20 protein-coding genes are annotated in these 18,766 nt (G+C 32.8%); 11 read left to right on the forward strand and 9 right to left on the reverse strand.

Annotated elements, in window-relative coordinates; genetic code table 11:
* Positions 1-31 precede the first annotated feature (31 nt).
* Positions 32-1,417 carry a TlpA family protein disulfide reductase gene (locus tag ACZ2G2_RS04340; protein ID WP_470394166.1) on the forward strand — a complete coding sequence of 462 codons (1,386 nt, stop codon included), beginning with the start codon at positions 32-34 and terminating at the stop codon, positions 1,415-1,417.
* Between the two features lie 666 nt (positions 1,418-2,083).
* Here ACZ2G2_RS04340 and ACZ2G2_RS04345 read toward each other — a convergent pair.
* Both ACZ2G2_RS04345 and ACZ2G2_RS04350 read right to left on the reverse strand, forming a co-directional pair.
* The gene (locus ACZ2G2_RS04345; protein ID WP_470394168.1) at positions 2,084-2,386 is read right to left on the reverse strand and encodes a DUF6370 family protein; all 303 of its coding nucleotides are present in this window, start codon (positions 2,384-2,386) and stop codon (positions 2,084-2,086) included.
* Positions 2,387-2,558: 172 nt separating this feature from the next.
* Positions 2,559-5,612: a leucine--tRNA ligase gene (locus ACZ2G2_RS04350; RefSeq protein WP_470394170.1), complete on the reverse strand. Its 3,054-nt coding sequence runs from the start codon at positions 5,610-5,612 to the stop codon at positions 2,559-2,561.
* Positions 5,613-5,751: 139 nt separating this feature from the next.
* On the opposite strand from ACZ2G2_RS04350, the gene ACZ2G2_RS04355 reads away from it, so the two are divergent.
* From ACZ2G2_RS04355 to ACZ2G2_RS04380, 6 genes are all read left to right on the forward strand, one after another.
* Positions 5,752-6,627 (forward strand): cell division protein FtsX, encoded by an 876-nt coding sequence (locus ACZ2G2_RS04355; RefSeq protein WP_101204186.1) that lies wholly within the window; start codon positions 5,752-5,754, stop codon positions 6,625-6,627.
* 129 nt (positions 6,628-6,756) lie between these two features.
* Positions 6,757-6,900, forward strand: coding sequence for a hypothetical protein (locus tag ACZ2G2_RS04360; RefSeq protein WP_157823479.1), 144 nt, complete (start codon positions 6,757-6,759; stop codon positions 6,898-6,900).
* A gap of 76 nt (positions 6,901-6,976) precedes the next feature.
* The gene (locus ACZ2G2_RS04365; RefSeq protein WP_262497400.1) at positions 6,977-7,204 is read left to right on the forward strand and encodes a DUF3098 domain-containing protein; all 228 of its coding nucleotides are present in this window, start codon (positions 6,977-6,979) and stop codon (positions 7,202-7,204) included.
* An 89-nt stretch (positions 7,205-7,293) separates the two neighbouring features.
* Positions 7,294-8,088: an undecaprenyl-diphosphate phosphatase gene (locus tag ACZ2G2_RS04370; protein WP_090838259.1), complete on the forward strand. Its 795-nt coding sequence runs from the start codon at positions 7,294-7,296 to the stop codon at positions 8,086-8,088.
* Between the two features lie 3 nt (positions 8,089-8,091).
* Positions 8,092-8,787, forward strand: a complete 696-nt coding sequence (truB, locus tag ACZ2G2_RS04375; protein WP_282069224.1) for a tRNA pseudouridine(55) synthase TruB — start codon at positions 8,092-8,094, stop codon at positions 8,785-8,787.
* A gap of 76 nt (positions 8,788-8,863) precedes the next feature.
* A complete protein-coding gene (locus ACZ2G2_RS04380) occupies positions 8,864-9,589 on the forward strand; it encodes a hypothetical protein (RefSeq protein WP_470394172.1) in 726 nt (241 codons plus the stop codon).
* A gap of 88 nt (positions 9,590-9,677) precedes the next feature.
* On the opposite strand, the gene ACZ2G2_RS04385 is transcribed toward ACZ2G2_RS04380, so the two are convergent.
* Positions 9,678-10,295 (reverse strand): thioredoxin family protein, encoded by a 618-nt coding sequence (locus ACZ2G2_RS04385; protein WP_470394173.1) that lies wholly within the window; start codon positions 10,293-10,295, stop codon positions 9,678-9,680.
* A 265-nt stretch (positions 10,296-10,560) separates the two neighbouring features.
* Between ACZ2G2_RS04385 and ACZ2G2_RS04390 the strand changes: the two genes are divergently transcribed.
* Positions 10,561-11,124 carry a DNA-3-methyladenine glycosylase I gene (locus ACZ2G2_RS04390; protein WP_470394175.1) on the forward strand — a complete coding sequence of 188 codons (564 nt, stop codon included), beginning with the start codon at positions 10,561-10,563 and terminating at the stop codon, positions 11,122-11,124.
* On the opposite strand, the gene aat is transcribed toward ACZ2G2_RS04390, so the two are convergent.
* From aat to ACZ2G2_RS04405, 3 genes are all read right to left on the reverse strand, one after another.
* A complete protein-coding gene (aat, locus tag ACZ2G2_RS04395; protein ID WP_282069227.1) occupies positions 11,121-11,747 on the reverse strand; it encodes a leucyl/phenylalanyl-tRNA--protein transferase in 627 nt (208 codons plus the stop codon). The genes ACZ2G2_RS04390 and aat overlap by 4 nt on opposite strands.
* A 109-nt stretch (positions 11,748-11,856) precedes the next feature.
* Entirely contained in the window at positions 11,857-12,234 is a 378-nt protein-coding gene (locus tag ACZ2G2_RS04400) for a DUF3127 domain-containing protein (protein ID WP_090838270.1), read from the reverse strand.
* Positions 12,235-12,279: 45 nt separating this feature from the next.
* On the reverse strand, positions 12,280-13,134 hold the full coding sequence (locus tag ACZ2G2_RS04405) for a flavin reductase family protein (RefSeq protein ID WP_470394177.1): 855 nt from the start codon (positions 13,132-13,134) through the stop codon (positions 12,280-12,282).
* A 122-nt stretch (positions 13,135-13,256) separates the two neighbouring features.
* On the opposite strand from ACZ2G2_RS04405, the gene ACZ2G2_RS04410 reads away from it, so the two are divergent.
* Together ACZ2G2_RS04410 and ACZ2G2_RS04415 are read left to right on the forward strand one after the other, a co-directional pair.
* Entirely contained in the window at positions 13,257-14,438 is a 1,182-nt protein-coding gene (locus ACZ2G2_RS04410; protein WP_090838274.1) for a sensor histidine kinase, read from the forward strand.
* Entirely contained in the window at positions 14,439-14,786 is a 348-nt protein-coding gene (locus ACZ2G2_RS04415; RefSeq protein ID WP_470394179.1) for a hypothetical protein, read from the forward strand.
* Here ACZ2G2_RS04415 and ACZ2G2_RS04420 read toward each other — a convergent pair.
* Both ACZ2G2_RS04420 and greA read right to left on the reverse strand, forming a co-directional pair.
* Positions 14,781-15,170 carry an HIT family protein gene (locus ACZ2G2_RS04420; RefSeq protein ID WP_470394180.1) on the reverse strand — a complete coding sequence of 130 codons (390 nt, stop codon included), beginning with the start codon at positions 15,168-15,170 and terminating at the stop codon, positions 14,781-14,783. The two genes, ACZ2G2_RS04415 and ACZ2G2_RS04420, sit on opposite strands and share 6 nt — an antisense overlap.
* Before the next feature lie 111 nt (positions 15,171-15,281).
* Entirely contained in the window at positions 15,282-15,755 is a 474-nt protein-coding gene (greA, locus tag ACZ2G2_RS04425; RefSeq protein ID WP_090838280.1) for a transcription elongation factor GreA, read from the reverse strand.
* A 153-nt stretch (positions 15,756-15,908) separates the two neighbouring features.
* Between greA and ACZ2G2_RS04430 the strand changes: the two genes are divergently transcribed.
* Positions 15,909-16,352, forward strand: coding sequence for a hypothetical protein (locus ACZ2G2_RS04430; protein WP_090838282.1), 444 nt, complete (start codon positions 15,909-15,911; stop codon positions 16,350-16,352).
* 53 nt (positions 16,353-16,405) lie between these two features.
* Here the strand turns inward: ACZ2G2_RS04430 and ACZ2G2_RS04435 are convergent, their stop codons facing one another.
* Positions 16,406-18,595 carry a TonB-dependent receptor gene (locus ACZ2G2_RS04435; protein ID WP_470394182.1) on the reverse strand — a complete coding sequence of 730 codons (2,190 nt, stop codon included), beginning with the start codon at positions 18,593-18,595 and terminating at the stop codon, positions 16,406-16,408.
* Positions 18,596-18,766 lie beyond the last annotated feature (171 nt).

An 18,766-nucleotide genomic window follows, 5' to 3' on the forward strand; every position in this document is an offset into this window, starting at 1 on the left:
TTTTGAAATCATAATAGAAAACCCATTAATAATGTATAAAAAAATACTTTTTTTATTAGCTATAGTGCCTAGTTTTATAGTTGCACAAAACACAATAAAAGGAACATTTACTCCAGCTGAGCAGTTTAAGTTTGCATTCCTGTACCAAGTAACTGCTGACACTTCAATTTTTGTAGACAATGCAGATATTGCAGAAGACGGAAGCTTTGTTTTTGAATTAAAAAAGACGCAAGCACCAGGAACTTACCGTATTGTTTACGCGCAACCTCAAGACGAATACAACTTTGATTTTCTTTATAACAATGAAGATATCGAGTTAACTTTTGATTTAGATAAAGGTCTAGAATTTGTAACGTCTGAAGAAAATAAACTTTGGACCTCTTATAATAATAGCATGTCTATGATCGGACAAAGCTTAAATACATTTTATGGCTCAGGTGGAAAAAAAGAAAAGGATTTCAAAAAGATCATCCAAATACTTTTAAATACACAAACAGAATTTGAAAAAGCAGCAGAAGGCAAACTAGTACTTAATTTTATTACTGCTAGTCAACCTTACGCACCTCAACAATTAATTGATGCTAAAACATTTACTGAGAATGCTAAAAAAGCTTATTTCAGCCATATCAATTTTGGAAATCCAGTACTTCAAAATTCAAACTTCTTAATTGAAGCGACTTTAAATTACGTATTCAATTTTATAGATAACGATGATAAAAATGTATCCTATATCAACAATATCAATACGGTAGAAAAAGCTATTGGTAACAATAGTAAAGTAAAGAAAATCATATTAGAAATTTTATGGAACCAATTTGCAGTAGAAGAAATTGAGCCTGTAGCTAACCACATTGCAAACACTTACCTATTAGATATTGCTAGGCAAACTAATGATAATGAATTAGTAAAAGAACTAACATATTTTAAAAATGCATCAGTTGGAAATGTAGGACAAGATTTTGAAATCATTATTTATGATGAAGAAGGTGCTGCTACCGCTAAAAAAATGCATGATTTAGACGAAGCTAACAACTACTTAGTTGTTTTCTGGAGTACAACGTGTTCTCATTGTTTAGACGAAATTCCAGAATTACATAAACTAGTTAAAACATTAGATAAAGGACAATTAAAAGTTATTGCTATTGCTTTAGATGAAGACCGTTACAGATGGAAAGATATGACTTACAAGTTTCCTGAATTTTATCATGTATTTGGTGAAGGAAAATGGGACAACCCAATTGGTGACAACTATAACGTAAAAGCAACGCCAAGTTATTTTGTTTTAGATAAAGACAAAAAAATAATCAAAAAACCTTACGACTTCAAAGCTTTTGAAACGTATTTTAAAACGTTACCAAAACCAGAACCTAAGGTTGAAGTCAATGACGAAGACGAATTGGATTTAGAAAAAGAATAAGACACTATTAATTAAAATAGAAACAAAAAAACGCTTGCATTGCTGCAAGCGTTTTTTTTTTGTTTTTAATAAAGACTATTACCTCTCTATCATTATCTAATACTATTTGGTATATTTTTTAAAATATTAAATCGCTTTACACAATTTAAACTTAGACAAACACAACGTCACATCGAGTGGTTTGTGAAGTACGAGCAAATTGTATCGATATGTCCTTAAAATAGTTCTCGATACAAAATGCCACAAAAGCATTTCACTCATACTGACGAGAACTGCTTACTCTTACGTGTCTCATTGCCTACTTATATAGCATTTCAAACCCTAAGCACATCGTTAGAAACAATAACTACCAAACTAACACACCGATAAACACAACGTCACATCGAGTGATTTGTGAGGCATGAGCAAATTGTATCGAGATGTCCTTAAAATAGTTCTCGATACAAAATGCCACAAAAGCATTTCACTCGAACTGACGAGAACTGCTTACGTGTCTCATTGCCTACTTATATAGCAATTCAAACCCTAAGCACATCGTTAGAAACAATAACTACCAAACTAACACACCGATAAACACAACGTCACATCGAGTGATTTGTGAGGCATGAGCAAATTGTATCGAGATGCTTTTTTTATAATATAGAGCACCACGCAATCCTTAAAAAATTAATCTAACATGTTAACAGCAGTCGCTTGAAAACGATCATCCACCACAGCACCTGTAACCTCAGCTTTTCTAATCACCTCGCAAAAACCAGTACCTTCAGCGTGTGCATCACCAAAATCATCGATAGCTGCACCATCAACAAAATAAGCCTTGTCATCAAATCGTACTGCTAGACTACAACCGTCTTCCGATGTTAACCCAAATTGGCATTGTCCGCAAGACATTTCAACAACTTTTACTTCTTCTTTTTTGTTACATGCTAAGCATAAAAACAAGGCTAAAACTAAACTAATATTTTTCATGATTTGTAGGTTTTTATTATTTTGAAATTGTGTTACTATGTTAGTTCTCGATCAAAATGCTAAAAAAACATATCACTCGAACTGACGTGACCTGATTACTCTTACTTGTCTTATTATTAGTTATCTCAATAATTAGATTGCTTCGTGCCTCGCAATGAAGTTTGCCTCCTAATTACCCTACAATATTTACAATCTTACCAGGAACAACAATTACTTTTTTAGGAGTACGACCTTCTAATTGTGCAATTGTTTTTTCATGAGCCATGACTGTTTTTTCAATTTCGTCTTTAGACATATCCATTGGCAACTCTAACGTAAAACGCATTTTTCCGTTAAACGAAATTGGATAATTCTTACTGCTTTCTACTAAATGACTTGCCTCAAATATTGGAAATGGTGCAGTAGCAATTGATCCTTCGTTACCTAATTGACTGAATAATTCTTCAGTAATATGTGGTGCATACGGCGATAATAACACCAATAAAGGTTCTAAGATGGCTTTACTTGTACATTTTTGCGCAGTCAACTCATTAACAGCAATCATAAATGTAGATACCGACGTATTAAAAGAGAAATTCTCAATATCTTCCTGTACCTTTTTTATTGTTTTATGTAACGTTTTTAAGTTGTCTTTTGTTGGTGTTGCATCGTTTACAATTAACCCAGCTTCTCCAACGTATAACTTCCATAGTTTTTTCAAGAAACCATGTACACCAGTAATCCCTGCGGTATTCCAAGGTTTAGCTTGTTCTAATGGTCCTAAAAACATTTCGTAAAGACGTAAACTATCTGCTCCATAATCTTTTACAATTTGATCTGGATTAACTACATTATATTTGGATTTAGACATTTTTTCGACTTCTCGACCAACTCTATAAACACCATCTTCTTTAATGAAGTCAGCATTTTTATAATCAGAATACAAAGGATGCCTTTTAAAACCTTCAATATCTAATTCATTAGATGAATTGATTAAGGAAACATCAACATGCATCCTTTGGAAACCAAACTTTAATGAATCAATTATTTCAGTTTTGTTTGGATATTTATTTTTCAAGAAATTTGATGTCGTATTCACAAAATCATAAATCTCCTTAGTAAGTTCTTCATTTGTCAATGAATCAATTTTATCATTAACATTAAAATCTTTAGTAAACCTTTCTGAAACTAGTATTGAATCTTTTATTTCTTCTATAAAATCAATAACCTCACCGCTGTTATCAACTCCATGTGAAAACAATTGTTTGTAAACAAAAGCACTAGTCCCAAGTATCATTCCTTGATTGATCAATTTTTTGAAAGGCTCATCTACTCCAACAAATGCTCTATCTTTTAAAAACTTAGTCCAAAAACGAGAGTATAATAAATGTCCTGTGGCATGCTCACTACCTCCTATGTACAAATCTACATTTTCCCAATAGTTAAGTGCATCTTGACTAGCAAAGTCTTCACCTCTTTTGGCCTTTTCTTCCATATAACTAAAGAAATACCATGAGCTTCCTGCCCAACCTGGCATGGTGTTTAGTTCTAAAGGGTAAATCCCGTTATCCTCACCTTCGACTGCGCTCAGGTTGACATTTGGTACAACTGTATTTGTATTGGTATCCCAAGCCCAAACATCTGCACGACCTAATGGTGGCTCTCCGGTTTCGGTTGGTAAATATTTTTCTACTTCTGGCAATGTAATTGGTAAATGTGCTTTATCAATCATTTGTGGCATCCCGTTGACGTAGTATACTGGAAAAGGTTCTCCCCAATAACGTTGTCTAGAAAACACAGCATCACGTAATCTATAATTTGTTTTTCCTTCACCTTGCCCCATTTGCTCCAAATCGTAAATAGCACGTTTTGATGCTTTTTTATAGTTCATTCCGTTAAGGAAATCACTGTTTGCAATAACCACATTATCCTTAGAGGCGAAAGCTTCTTCAGAAATATCAGCACCTTCAAATACATTTGGAATCGCGATATTAAAATGCTTTGCAAAGTCGTAATCACGTTGGTCACCACAAGGGACAGACATTACTGCTCCTGTACCATAACCTGCTAAAACATAATCTCCAATCCAAATTGGAATGGGCTCTTTACTAAATGGATGTTCTGCGTAAGCGCCTGTAAATGCACCAGAAATGGTCTTTACATCTGCCATACGATCGCGTTCGCTGCGTTTTGCAGTAGCTAAAACATAAGCTTCAACCTCCGCTTTTTGTTCTGGTGTAGTAATGGTTTGCACTAACTCATGCTCTGGAGCCAATGTCATAAAACTTACACCAAAAATGGTGTCTGGTCTTGTTGTAAAAACATCAATTTTTAAAGACTCTTCGGCTGCGCTCAGAGTGACATTTGGAATAACATTAAAAGTGACTGATGCACCAACAGATTTTCCAATCCAATTACGTTGGCTTTCTTTAAGCGAGTCTGTCCAATCTATAGTATCTAATCCTTGCAGCAAACGTTCTGCGTAAGCAGAAATACGCATACTCCACTGCGTCATTTTTTTACGCATTACAGTATGACCACCACGTTCTGACACTCCGTTTACTATTTCGTCATTTGCTAAAACCGTTCCTAATGCAGGACACCAATTTACTTCTGTTTCGGCTAAATATGTTAGCCTATAGTGTAATAGTATTTCTTGTTGTTTTTTAGAATCAAAAGCGTTCCATTGTTCCGCAGAAAAAGACTCGATATTATCATCACAAACAGCATTTACATTAGTATTTCCTTCCGCAGAAAATTTAGCTACTAAGGTCGATATTTCTTCAGCCTTATTAGAATCGTTATTATACCAAGACTCAAATAGTTGAATAAAAATCCATTGTGTCCATTTGTAATATTCAGGTGTTGATGTACGGACCTCACGACTCCAGTCAAAAGAAAAACCAATTTGATCTAATTGTCTTCTGTAGGTTTTTATATTAGTTTCTGTTGTAATTGCAGGATGCTGACCCGTTTGGATAGCATATTGTTCTGCAGGTAAACCAAAGCTATCATAACCTTGTGGATGCAAAACATTAAAACCTTTATGGCGCTTGTAACGTGCATAAATATCACTAGCAATATAACCTAATGGATGTCCTACGTGTAATCCCGCTCCAGATGGATAAGGAAACATGTCCAAAACATAATATTTAGGCTTGTCGCTATTATTTGAGGCTTTAAACGTTTGGTTTTCTGCCCAATATTTTTGCCATTTGGCTTCGATGTCGTTAAAATGGTATTGCATTTTTGTGTTTTTCCGCTTTATTAAGCAACAAATTTAAACTTATTATAAGACTATTAAAAGTTTGACGTTGTAATTATAGATTATATGAATAGGTTTCATTTTTCTTTTATATTTTTACATTATAAACTAACATCAATTTATGAGCTCTTCTTTTGAAAGATATCAAAAACGTAGATTAATTTCGTCTTACTTCTCAGTCGTATTAAGTATTGCTTTAGTATTATTTTTACTAGGTATACTAGGGCTTTTAGTGCTTAACGCGAAAAAGGTTGCCGACTTGTTTAAAGAGCAAGTAACGGTTACTATTTATTTAAAAGACAATGCCAAAGAGATCGAAGTCAAGCAACTTGAAAAAAGTTTAGCACTAGCTGATTACGTAAAATCCACTGTATATATCTCTAAAGAGCAAGCAGCAGAATCTATGAAAGCTGAAAATGGTGAAGATTTTATGGCGTTTTTAGGCTTTAATCCTTTACAGAATAATATTGATGTTAATCTTAAAGCCGATTTTGTTACTGCTGATAAATTGGAAGAATTGGCTGAAACTGCTTTAGAAAAAGGTTTTGTAGAAGAAGTTAGATATGACAAAGACTTAGTAACCTTAATGAATAGTCGCGTTAAAAAAATAAGCTTCTGGGTATTATTACTAAGTGCTATTTTTACTTTAATTGCGGTACTACTTATTAATAGTTCTATTAGATTATCTGTTTACGCCAAACGATTTACAATTAAAACCATGCAAATGGTAGGTGCAACTAAGCGCTTTATACGTCGTCCTTTTGTATGGAAAAGCATAAAACTTGGTGTCCTAGGTGCAGTGATTGCATTATTAGGTTTAGGGTTTATTGTTTTTTATGTAGATCAAGCGTTTCCTGAGTTAAACCTTCGCCAAAGTCCAGTTTTAATAGGCGGATTATTTTTAATAATTTTCTTCTTAGGTATTATTATAACTTGGATAAGCACACATTTTGCGACACAACGTTTTTTAAATCTAAAGACAGACCAACTGTATTAATTTAACACAGTTTAACTAAAGCATTAACAATACTTCACACTTAAGCACGTTATATTTACTTAACCGAAAAACACATCGCTATTGACCAACTAATACTTTAATTGATTATTTAATCTAAAACTAATGATTATGAAACGAATCACATTTGTATTAATAGGTATGGTTGCAATTGTTGCTTATTTAGCATCAGTAAAACCAAAATTTGAAAATAAAGTCGCACAAACAGATCAGGTGACTTTAAAAAAACAGCAAGCTAAATTTATTTACGATTAAATTAAAAAGTTTAAATTTGTAGTAAATTAATAACATTACGACCTTGAGACAAGACACTGAAAACGATAAAATTATTGTGAGTTCACAACCAATCTTTGGTAAACACAACTATAAATTCATGTTTATTGGCTTAGGCACAATTGCTTTAGGCTTTATTTTAATGTCTGGCGGTGGTAGTGATGATCCTAATGTATTTAGTGATGCTATTTTTAGCTGGAGACGTATACGTCTAGCACCTGCTTTAGTTATTATTGGCTTTGGTATACAGGTCTATGCTATATTGTCTAAACCTAAAAAGGGTTAAGTAAGTCTTGCTATTTTAAACTTTATTTTCAACAATAAATTATAACTTCAAATTATCAATTGGTCATAGTATTTTAATACTTTTGCCACATGGATATTTTAGATTCAATTATATTAGGTATTATACAAGGACTAACAGAGTTTCTCCCTGTATCTTCAAGTGGTCATTTAGAAATTGGTAAAGCAATTTTAGGAGATACTAGTATCCCCGAAGAAAGCTTACTATTTACTGTGATACTTCATTTTGCAACTGCATTAAGTACCATTGTTATTTTCAGAAAAGACATTTTAGAAATCATAAAAGGGTTTTTATCTTTTAAATGGAATGACGATACTAAATTTGTAACAAAAATTGTAATCTCAATGATTCCGGCTGCATTAGTCGGTCTGTTTTTTGAAGAACAATTAGAGCAACTTTTTGGTGGAAACATCCTTTTAGTAGGTTGTATGCTTATAGTTACTGCTGTCTTATTATTTTTTGCAGACAAAGCCAAAAACACTAATAAAAACGTCTCTTTTAAAAATGCCTTTATAATAGGTGTATCTCAAGCAATTGCTATGTTACCGGGTATTTCTAGAAGTGGCGCTACTATATCTACATCTGTACTACTAGGAAACGATAAAACTAAAGCTGCTCGTTTTTCCTTTTTAATGGTTGTTCCGTTAATTTTTGGAAAAATAGCAAAAGACATCTTAGGTGGTGATCTAAATTTTGAAAATCAAAATATAACTGCATTATCTGCTGGTTTTATTGCTGCATTTGTAGCCGGTTTATTTGCTTGTACTTGGATGATTAGTCTAGTTAAAAAAAGCAAGTTATCTTATTTTGCTATTTACTGTGCTATTGTTGGTGTTATTGCTATATCATTTTCGATTTTAAATTAAGTTATGACTGGAGACGACTACCAAGCTGGACAAGTATTATTAATAGACAAACCTTTAAATTGGACTTCTTTTCAAGCCGTAAATAAATTACGTTGGGAAATCCGACAAGCTTTTAATATTAAAAAAATAAAAGTTGGACATGCCGGAACTTTAGATCCGTTAGCAACAGGATTACTAGTCATTTGCACGGGTAAAATGACCAAACAAATAGATACTTTTCAAGGTCAAATTAAAGAATATACCGGAACTATTGTTTTAGGAAGCACAACACCATCTTACGATTTAGAGACCGAGGTTGATAATACGTTTGAAACAGAACATATTACTGAGGAATTAATCCACCAAACAACGAAACAGTTTACGGGAGAAATTGACCAATTCCCACCTATCTTTTCTGCATTAAAAAAAGAAGGGAAACGTTTATACGAATATGCTCGAGCTGGCGAAACCGTAGAGATACCGTCCAGAAAAATTACAATTGAAACATTTGAAATCACAAACATTGATGGCTTAAATATAGATTTTAGAGTTGTTTGTAGCAAAGGAACCTATATACGATCCTTAGCTAACGATTTTGGAAAAGCGTTAAATTCTGGAGGACACTTATCGTCTTTACGACGCACAAAAATTGGTGCCTTTGATGTAAAAGAAGGATTATCCATTGAGGATTTTATTAAAAATCTCCCAAAAAAGGACTAACACTAGTCTTTTCGCGTTTTATAAACGTATATATATCACTAAATAGCATAACCGTTATTTTAATAGTTTGCCATTAATGACTTTAAATAATTCTCAAAAAGCATTAGCTATAACTTTATTAATTACAGGTACTCTGGTACTTTCTGTATTAAATATAGGTGCTTATAAGAGAAGTACAGCTGTAGCTGAAACACTATATCAACTAGAGGTTATTGAAGACGTTAGTATTCCTGATGAACCTGAAGACATTATATTAAAAAACAATCCCAAAGCAACTAATAAGGCCTATAACACGTCAGAAAACTACAAACATTATTCGCAAGCCTATAAACCTATTGCACCACCTGAAGATTATACAAACCCTAAACTAGAGACATACAAAAACAGTCCTAAAAGTGATGCTTCTTCAGAAAAAAGTAATGGAAACGCTGCTATATCAGAACAAACCTTAACTAGTTTTAATAGCGTAAATGAGCTGCTAAATAAGCAATCTCAAAATAAAAGTGCCAAACAAAGTAATGTTGCAAACACAAATAGTAGTGTGTATTTTTCTTTAAAAGGACGTACTGATGTTTCATTACCTATCCCTGTCTATTTATGTAATGCAGAAGGTAAAATAGTAATTAATATCATAGTTAATAAAAGCGGTAATGTTATCGATACTTACGTCAATAACGCTTCGACTTCAAGCAACTTATGTTTGCAAGAACATGCATTGCAATATGCAAAAGAAGCCAAATTTAACACCTCCAATAAAGCAAAACAAATTGGATCTATAACTTTTGAATTTAAAGGAAAATAGTATAAATAGCTAGTAAGTAAACGTATTAATAAAAAAGCCTCTCTTAAATTAAGAGAGGCTTTTATTATATAAATAATACAGTGTATAATTACCCCATTAAAGGCAATAAATCTGCAATAACAGTTTGACCTTTATCCTTATTGTACCAATGCTGTAATTCTTCTTTAAACTCTGGTGTTAAGCCACCATGCTGCACTTTATAGTCATTTACTAAAGCAGTTGCCGTACTTGGTCTAGGACCGTAAGTCCCAAGAACCTCTTTAGAGTCCGCATCTAACATTATTAGCTTAGCAATAGACCTAGAACCATTAGTTAAAAACTGATCCATTAAAGTTTCGTTTTGATCTCTTAAAACCACTCTAAAATCAATACCGTCATTAAGCGCTGCTATTTTATTAATTACAGGCATTACATGTGCAGCGTCTCCACACCAACTTTCTGTAATAATAATCCAAGTTTGATTAATACTCTTGTGTTTTATAGCATCTGAAACAGCCTCACCAACCTTAATTGTTTTATCCCAACGCTTCATACGCTTATTATTAAGCATGGTATAGTTAGCTAATGCCTCCGTCACTTCATGACCTGTATTAGCGTTTTTTTCGACTAAAGTCGAAACTAATTCTCTATACTCAGTATAGCTCATGCTATTATCTAAACCGTCTTGTATAATTTGTTTGATAATTGTGTCTTTAAGTGTTTCCATAGTACAAAAATACAGTAACTATTATGATTTTTAAGTTACTGTTGTTACATTAGTAGTAATTAATTAAAAACCTTACATTGAAAATAAATAAGCAACTAAAAGTAACTATTTAAATGACCTATTTTACTGGTTGGCTTGTTTTAAATATTACCACAATAGTTTGAAGGGTAATTAACAACGGAGTGTAACTTTTATGGTAGTTTAAAACGGGCACTTATTATCGGTTTAATTATAGCGATAATACTTAATTTTAAAATCAATAAAAATGACAAAACATAAATGCGGTTGGTGTGTTGGAGATGAACTTTATGAGGCTTACCACGATAACGAATGGGGTAATCCTGTCCATGATGACGCCACACTATTTGAATTTTTAATTCTAGAAACTTTTCAAGCAGGACTTAGTTGGATTACTATTTTACGCAAACGAAATAATTTTTTTGATGCATTTGACCAGTTTGATTGCAAAAAAATAGCAAATTATAATGAAGACAAAAAAGCTCAGTTATTACAAAACGCAGGCATTATAAGAAACAAGTTAAAAGTAAATGCAACAATAACAAATGCTCAATTATTTATGGACATCCAAAAAGAATTTGGAAGTTTTAGCAAGTACTTATGGGCTTTTGTAGATAATAAGCCTATTAAAAACACTATAGATTATTATAAAAATGCGCCAGCAAATACAGCTTTAAGTGATGCCTTAAGTAAGGATTTAAAAAAGCGTGGTTTTAAGTTTGTGGGATCCACAGTAATTTATGCTTTTATGCAAGCTGTTGGTATGGTAAACGATCACGAAGTGGGTTGCTTTAGATATAACGAAGTTTAAACTAAATACTCCAAAAACTGAGCTCTAGGTATATCCTCCGCACCTAAACTTTCAAGGTGATTAGTATATACTTGGCAATCAATAAGCTTGTAATTGGTATTCTGTACAAAACTTATAAAGCCCACTTTACTAGCATTGCTAACTGTAGCAAACATACTTTCTCCGCAAAACACACCATTACCAAGATCCACACCATATAAACCGCCTACCAATTCTTTATTTAACCAAACCTCTATAGATTTAGCATATCCTAAATGGTGTAATTTGGTGTATGCATCAATCATCCCTTTGGTAATCCATGTGTCCTCTTGACCTATTCTTTTAGCTGCTGCGCATGCCTTAATTACCGAATCAAAACTTGTATTAACTGTAACTTCAAAATCTGAGTTACGTAATACTTGCCTCATGCTTTTAGAGACTTTCAATGCTTCCGGAAATAAAACAAATCTAGGATCTGGAGACCACCACATAATAGTATTATCGTCTTCAAACCAAGGAAAAATTCCTTTTTGATAGGCTAGCAATAAACGTTGGGCACTTAAATCACCTCCAACAGCTAGCAAACCATCTTCGGTAGCATGGGACACATCAGGAAAAGAAAGATTACTATTTAAAAAATCCATTACAGGTTTTGTTTATCGAAAAATAAGGAAAAGGTCTAAAATAAAAAAACCTCAACACTATTGTATTGAGGTTTTATATAATTACGCTGCCAAAACAGCATTGTTTTTACTAGAAAGGTAAATCGTCATGATCTTCAGACTTAACATCTTTTGCAGGCTCAAAAGCTTGTGCAGGTGGCACTTCTGGCATACCCTGAGGTGCTGCTCCAGCTTGTACACCTTCAATTCTCCATCCTTGGATCGAGTTAAAATATTTAGTTTCTCCTTGAGGATTAACCCACTCTCTACCACGTAAGTTGATGTTTACTTTTACATCTTGTCCAACTTGGTAATTGTTTAATAAATCACATTTATCTTGAACAAACTCTACTAAAATATGTTGAGGATATTGTTCTTCTGTAGTTACTACTAACTCTCTTTTTCTAAATCCGTTGCTACCAAAACTTTGAGTTTCTCCTACTAGCTTAACTTTTCCTTGTACTTCCATTTTCTATATAATTATTAAATATTCGTCTATTTTGGTATCGCAAACTTACGATAATAACACTTTCCAAGCACTATCTACATCACTAAAGCTTAAAAAAGACTTTGCTTTTTCATGTTTCTGTTCTCTGGACAAAGAACTTAAATTATGTTGGTTTTTAAAAGCCTGAATGCTTTTTTCCTCAGGTAAGTTTTCAACATTCCCTAAAAGACCCAAATTATTCCCTGTTAAAACCGCACTTTCTCTAATCTCTTTTGGTAATGCATCAACACCAATACCTAATGTTGATAGCGGTTTTGGAATTTCGAAAAACCCAGATTTTGCTCTACTATAAAAACTACCACCAGCTCTAGATACTAAATCAAGCTTGACTTGGTCAATTGCACCATTTTCATCTAAAACATCTTCTGAAACGTGCATTTTGACAACTTCGCAAATAATTAAATTTCCAGCACCACCTTCTGTACCTAATTTAACAATCTCGTTAACTTTACACTCCATTTGCACTGGGCTTTCAGCCACTCTAAACGGTTTTACCAAATCCGACTTTAACATCGTTAAACCAGCTTTATCAAACTCATTAACACCTTCAGCATACTCTGTGCTACTCAAAGACATCTGCTGTACAATATCATAATTTACAACATTAATAACAACTTCTTTAGTTAACTCGGCATTTTCCAAAGTGTGCTTAGTTGTATTATCTCTTACACGTCTTGCTGGCGAAAAGATTAAAATTGGAGGGTTTGCACTAAAGACATTAAAAAAACTAAAAGGCGATAAATTAGGATTACCATCTGCATCAATAGTACTAGCAAATGCAATTGGTCTAGGTGCTACAGCACTTAGTAAATACCCATGTAATTTAGCTGTTGAAAATTCTTGTGGAGTAAAAGATAACATAGTTGTCTGTTTGATTTTAGCAAAAATACATAATCTGTTTACCAACTAAAAGGTAATTACTGACCAACCATCACAATATTATTAACAGAATTGCATTATATTAACAACAAAAATTAACCATCATGTTTTTTACAAAACATCGCCAACTAATCCGCTGGATTATTATCATTGCTTCGTTTGCCATTATCTCTTTAATTTTGTGGAATACCTATGTGTTTTTTCAAAAATTTAAAGCAGAAGAACGCCGTAAAATGGAAACATGGTCATACGCACAAAGTGATTTTCTAAACAGTTTTAATGATATTAATAGTGAAGTCAATAATGTAACTTCTTTTATAATTACGGATTCCACCTCAACAACACCAATGATACTAGTGTCTCCTGAAGGCGACTTTCAAAGTTTAAAAAACTTAGATACTACAGGTATTAGAAACGTGACTTCTTTTTTAAAAAAAAGACAACAACAATATCAAGAAGAAAATAACCCAATACCATTATCTTACTTTAATAACGACTCTAATAGCGAAGAATCTATTGGGACCTTGTATTACGGTAACTCGCCACTATTAAATAAATTAAAATACTACCCATTAGCATTATTATTAATCATCGTTTTATTTGGAGCTGTAGTTTACTTTTTTTATCGTAGTTCAAAAATTGCAACACAAAATAAATTATGGTCAGGAATGGCTAAAGAAACTGCACATCAAATTGGAACTCCTTTATCTTCTTTAATGGGTTGGACAGAAATTTTAAAAAGTGAAGACACCAATCCTGAATATATTAAAGAAATTGAAAAAGACATCCATCGCTTGCAAACTATTACCGAGCGTTTTAGCAAAATAGGATCACTTCCAACGTTAGAAAAATCGGATATTATAGCCGAAACTCAAGAAGCCTATGATTATCTAAAAACAAGGTCCTCAAAACTAGTCAATTTTAGCCTCAAAATCCCGGAACACCCTATTTACGTCAATTTAAATAAGCAATTATATAGCTGGACTATTGAAAATTTAGTTAAAAATGCTATTGATGCCATGAAGGGAAAAGGTGATTTACAGGTTACTATATCACAACTTGAACAACAAGTAAAAATTACTGTAACAGATACCGGAAAAGGGATAAGTAAAAACGAATTTAACACTATCTTTGACCCCGGTTACACAACTAAAAGACGCGGTTGGGGACTTGGCTTATCATTGGCAAAACGAATCGTAGAAGATTTCCATGATGGTCGCATTAAAGTTCTAAATTCTGAAAAAGGAAAAGGAACAACGATGCAAATTAGCTTAAAAACGATATAGATGGCAGAAAGATTAATAACAATAAAAACAGTTAATTTAAATAACAATTGTCCTGAGTGCTTTAGCACTAAAGGGTTGCAATTAACATTTAAGCAACGTTTTATTGAAACTTCTTTTTACAAAAGCATTACCCAAGAGGTCAGTACTGAAATGAATTGTACCGTTTGCAATACGCCTATTTATCCAGCAAGATGGACGGACGATATCGAACGCGTTTTTGAATACCAAATGAAGGCTTTTCAGCCTAAAAAAGCATCTAAAAAATATAAAAGTTTGTTTTGGATCTTAATTATTGCAGGTATAGCTGTAATTACAGCAGTAATAGGACTTGTGGTCTATAAACTATAGGTTGGCACTTATTGCTTTAGCCAAAGCTTCAAAAGTCTCCTTTTCTAATGTTACTTTATTAATAAATCTAGCATCCTCCATTGTGTTTAATGGTATTAAATGCACATGTACATGAGGCACTTCTAAACCAATAACACTTACACCAACACGCTTACAAGGCACTGTTTTTTCTAAAGCTATAGCGACCTTTCTTGAAAATTGCATTAAACCAATATATGCTGCTTCGTCTAAATCAAAAATTTTATTCACTTCCTTTTTAGGAATACATAACGTATGTCCTTTAGCATTTGGATTAACATCCAAAAAGGCTAAAAAATCTTCAGTTTCTGCTACTTTATAATAAGGGATTTCTCCGTTAACTATTTTTGTAAAAATGGATGCCATAATTATTTGTATATGATTTAAAGATAAAAAAAGATTCCTGCTTTGTACAAAAACAGGAATCTTTTTTATTTGAAATGGTTTTCAGCTTAAGCGAAATAAAATACCATTTATTTATCTACTTATTTCGACAATATCAAATTTAATAATACCGTTTGGCACTTGTATTTCTGCAACGTCCCCAACAGTTTTACCAAGTAAACCTTTACCAATAGGACTGTTTACAGATATTTTTCCTGCTGCTAAGTCTGCTTCACCATCGGCCACCAAAGTATAATTCATCTCCATTCCATTAGTTTGGTTTTTGATTTTTACTTTTGATAAGACCAATATTTTTGACGTATCCATTTGAGACTCGTCAATAACACGTGCTCCTGCCATTTGATCTTCTAATTTAGCAATACGCATTTCTAGCATACCTTGCGCTTCTTTAGCTGCATCATATTCGGCATTTTCACTTAAATCACCTTTATCTCTTGCTTCCGCAATAGCTCTTGATGCTTTAACACGCTCTACATCCTTAAGTTGCTTTAACTCTTCACGCAACTTTTTTAATCCTTCTGCTGTATAATAAGATACTTTACTCATATTTTTTTCGTTTAAATAAAAAGGCGCTAAAACAATTTAGCGCTAAACACAAAAATCTCGTCGACACGAGATTTTGCATTACAAATATACAAAATATTTAACTCAACATTGTAATTGTTGTAAATTGCAATCCTAAAAAATTATTAAATTTATATGTTAAGGTCTATAGCTACAATAATATTCTGCTTTGTATTAGTTACCTCTTGTCAAAAAAATGACGATAATGATACTAATAACTTTATCCCCAATATTGCATTTGACACTCTAAATTCAATAAATACAACACTACCACAATACAACTCCTTACAGTTTCCTAGCAACCACTTAGTACTTAACGGTTTTGGCTATAAAGGTATTGTAATTTATAATATTGGTAACAATATGTACACTGCTTTTGAAATTACCGATCCTAACCACGTCCCTTCCACTTGCTCTAAATTAACGGTATCTGGTATTACTGCTACCTGTAACTGCGAAGATGGAAATTCTTATAACATTGTAGACGGAGCACCATTTGATGGAACCTCTGGGCAATTTGCATTAAAACCTTATTTTGTTGAAGTTAACGGAAGTGTTATTAGAGTTTATAACAATTAAAAAAGCACCTCAAATTTGAGATGCTTTTTACTGGTTTACTTAAAAATTAGTGATTAAAATTTTAACGTTGCACCAACTAAGAAATTAGTCGTTGCTTGTGGATAATATCCAGCACCCTCTATAGTTGTTGTTGTATTTGGATTAGACCATGTATCGTCGTAGGTATAGTAATATCCATTAGACACATACTTTTCTCCAAAAATATTATTTACTAGTCCTGAGAACAGGATAGATTTAAAAATTTTATTTGTCTTAATCTCGTAGGTTACATTAAAATCGTTAACAAAATAGCTGTCTAATTTTGAGGTATCAGAATCTGTGTTACCCATAAATTGTTCTCCCACAAACTTACTTAAAAGTGAAAACTGCAGATTATCCATTGGTTGAAATACAAATGCATTTGAAGCCACTACATCCGGTGAAAAAGAAATATTAGTCTTTCCTAAATTTACAAGTCCACCATCTCTATTTATAATCGTTTCGTCGTTTTTATTTGAGCTAAACGTTACGTTAGGCTGAATAGAAAATTGATTACTTAATTTTACTACTGCTTCCAACTCGATTCCTAAACGTGAGCTTTTTCCAGAATTATCTCTGATAAACGATCCTACATCATCAATTGCTCCTGTTAGCACCAATTGCTCATTATACAACATGTAGTAAGCATTCGCATTAAAAATTAAGTTTTTACTTTTGTATCTCCATCCTAGTTCAAAATCATTTAATTGCTCTGGTTTAATATCTGGATTACTTTCAAAATCACTTCTACTCGCTTCTCTATTTGCTCGTGCATAAGAGAAATAAAAGTTATTACTAGGGTTTAAATTATAAGATAATCCTGCTTTAGGGTTGAAGAAATTATAGGTTTTATCTATTTCAAATAATACTAAGTCAGAACTAATACCGCTAGTATCATAATTTACACTTCTAAATTGCAAATCTCCAAACAGGCTTAACTTATTATTTAATTGGTACGTGGCTTTTGCAAACGCACTAAAATCATATTTATCACCATCACCCTCATAATAACGATCTCTAATCTGGCTATTACTTGCGTATTGAGACCAGATTACTTCTCCAAAATGCTCACCATGGTAAGAACTGTAAAACACACCCGAACTTAAATTTAAGTTGTCATCTTTGTAATTAACACTAGCATTTAAAACATAAAAATTATTATCTAACCAACGTCTTCTAATTACATCAGTCTCGTTGATGGTTTGGTTCCCTAAAGTGATTGGCTCAAAACCGTAAGTATCAAAATCTTCGTCTTCTTTATATTGTTCAAAATACCCACGTCCGTAAGTGTAATTTAAACCTAAATTAGTAGACCAATTATTATTAAATTTTTGATTCCAATGCAATTGGTAATGATCTTGTGTGTAATTGTCTACTTCGTTATCATAATAACGTGTAATACCATCTTGATCTTGATATTCTCCTGAAGGATTAAATGTTCTATCCTCTTTAAGTTTGTCTATATCTATACCATTCCAAGCTTGATAGGTAACTTCTTTACCACCAAAAGTAACCGCTTTAATAAGTGTATTATCATCCACATAAGTACCCTGAAGGAAGTACGATTTTAAATCTGACGTCGCTCTATCAATATAACCATCAGAATTAATTTGAGATAATCTACCTGAAATCTCTACATGGTCATTTAATAACCCTGTACTATATTTTACGGTATGCTTTCTGGTATTATAGCTTCCAAAGCTATTAGAAACTTCTCCCTTAGCTTCCTTTGCAACTGCATCTGTAAGCACATTAATACTCGCTCCAAAAGCACCTGATCCATTTGTAGATGTACCAACACCACGTTGTAGCTGTAAACTTTCTACTGAAGAAGAAAAGTCTCCTAAATTAACCCAAAATGTTCCTAGACTTTCTGAATCATTATACGGAATACCATTAATAGTAATATTTGTTGATTGCGCACTTACACCACGAACACGGATTCCAGTATATCCAACTCCTGCTCCGGCATCACTTGTAGTTACAACAGATGGTAAATAATTTAAAAGAATAGGTATATCCTGACCTAAATTACGTTTTTCTAAATCTGCTTTTGTAACATTAGAGTGTGTAATTGGCGAATCTGCCTCTACCCGAATAGATTGAATTAAGACTTCGTCTAGTTTGGTAATTTTTGTTGAGTCTAAGGTAACTGTTTTTTGGTCTTGCCCGTAAGCACTGGCCGATAACACTAAAAGTGTTAAAAAAAGAAATAAATTTTTCATTACGATTAAAATGATAATCGAATAAAAAGAGGTGATTATTCTTAATTGTTATTAATTAGTTTTTGCAACACTTAGACTATCTAAGTATCACTTAGTAACACAATAAAATGTGTTTCAAATTCCTAAACAGCATTACCTGTTCTAGGTTCAATGGGTATGATCTCAGCCGAT

The sequence above is a fragment of the Olleya sp. KKT75 genome (assembly GCF_055635485.1).

Coding starts and splice junctions, on each gene's coding strand:
- truB (WP_282069224.1), top strand. CDS start 8,092: ATGACTGGAGACGACTACCAAGCTGGACAAGTATTATTAATAGACAAA.
- ACZ2G2_RS04415 (WP_470394179.1), top strand. CDS start 14,439: ATGGCAGAAAGATTAATAACAATAAAAACAGTTAATTTAAATAACAAT.
- ACZ2G2_RS04345 (WP_470394168.1), bottom strand. CDS start 2,386: ATGAAAAATATTAGTTTAGTTTTAGCCTTGTTTTTATGCTTAGCATGT.
- ACZ2G2_RS04385 (WP_470394173.1), bottom strand. CDS start 10,295: ATGGAAACACTTAAAGACACAATTATCAAACAAATTATACAAGACGGT.
- ACZ2G2_RS04340 (WP_470394166.1), top strand. CDS start 32: ATGTATAAAAAAATACTTTTTTTATTAGCTATAGTGCCTAGTTTTATA.
- ACZ2G2_RS04380 (WP_470394172.1), top strand. CDS start 8,864: ATGACTTTAAATAATTCTCAAAAAGCATTAGCTATAACTTTATTAATT.
- greA (WP_090838280.1), bottom strand. CDS start 15,755: ATGAGTAAAGTATCTTATTATACAGCAGAAGGATTAAAAAAGTTGCGT.
- ACZ2G2_RS04400 (WP_090838270.1), bottom strand. CDS start 12,234: ATGGAAGTACAAGGAAAAGTTAAGCTAGTAGGAGAAACTCAAAGTTTT.
- ACZ2G2_RS04435 (WP_470394182.1), bottom strand. CDS start 18,595: ATGAAAAATTTATTTCTTTTTTTAACACTTTTAGTGTTATCGGCCAGT.
- ACZ2G2_RS04420 (WP_470394180.1), bottom strand. CDS start 15,170: ATGGCATCCATTTTTACAAAAATAGTTAACGGAGAAATCCCTTATTAT.
- ACZ2G2_RS04370 (WP_090838259.1), top strand. CDS start 7,294: ATGGATATTTTAGATTCAATTATATTAGGTATTATACAAGGACTAACA.
- ACZ2G2_RS04350 (WP_470394170.1), bottom strand. CDS start 5,612: ATGCAATACCATTTTAACGACATCGAAGCCAAATGGCAAAAATATTGG.
- ACZ2G2_RS04355 (WP_101204186.1), top strand. CDS start 5,752: ATGAGCTCTTCTTTTGAAAGATATCAAAAACGTAGATTAATTTCGTCT.
- ACZ2G2_RS04430 (WP_090838282.1), top strand. CDS start 15,909: ATGTTAAGGTCTATAGCTACAATAATATTCTGCTTTGTATTAGTTACC.
- ACZ2G2_RS04410 (WP_090838274.1), top strand. CDS start 13,257: ATGTTTTTTACAAAACATCGCCAACTAATCCGCTGGATTATTATCATT.
- ACZ2G2_RS04390 (WP_470394175.1), top strand. CDS start 10,561: ATGACAAAACATAAATGCGGTTGGTGTGTTGGAGATGAACTTTATGAG.
- ACZ2G2_RS04360 (WP_157823479.1), top strand. CDS start 6,757: ATGAAACGAATCACATTTGTATTAATAGGTATGGTTGCAATTGTTGCT.
- aat (WP_282069227.1), bottom strand. CDS start 11,747: ATGGATTTTTTAAATAGTAATCTTTCTTTTCCTGATGTGTCCCATGCT.
- ACZ2G2_RS04405 (WP_470394177.1), bottom strand. CDS start 13,134: ATGTTATCTTTTACTCCACAAGAATTTTCAACAGCTAAATTACATGGG.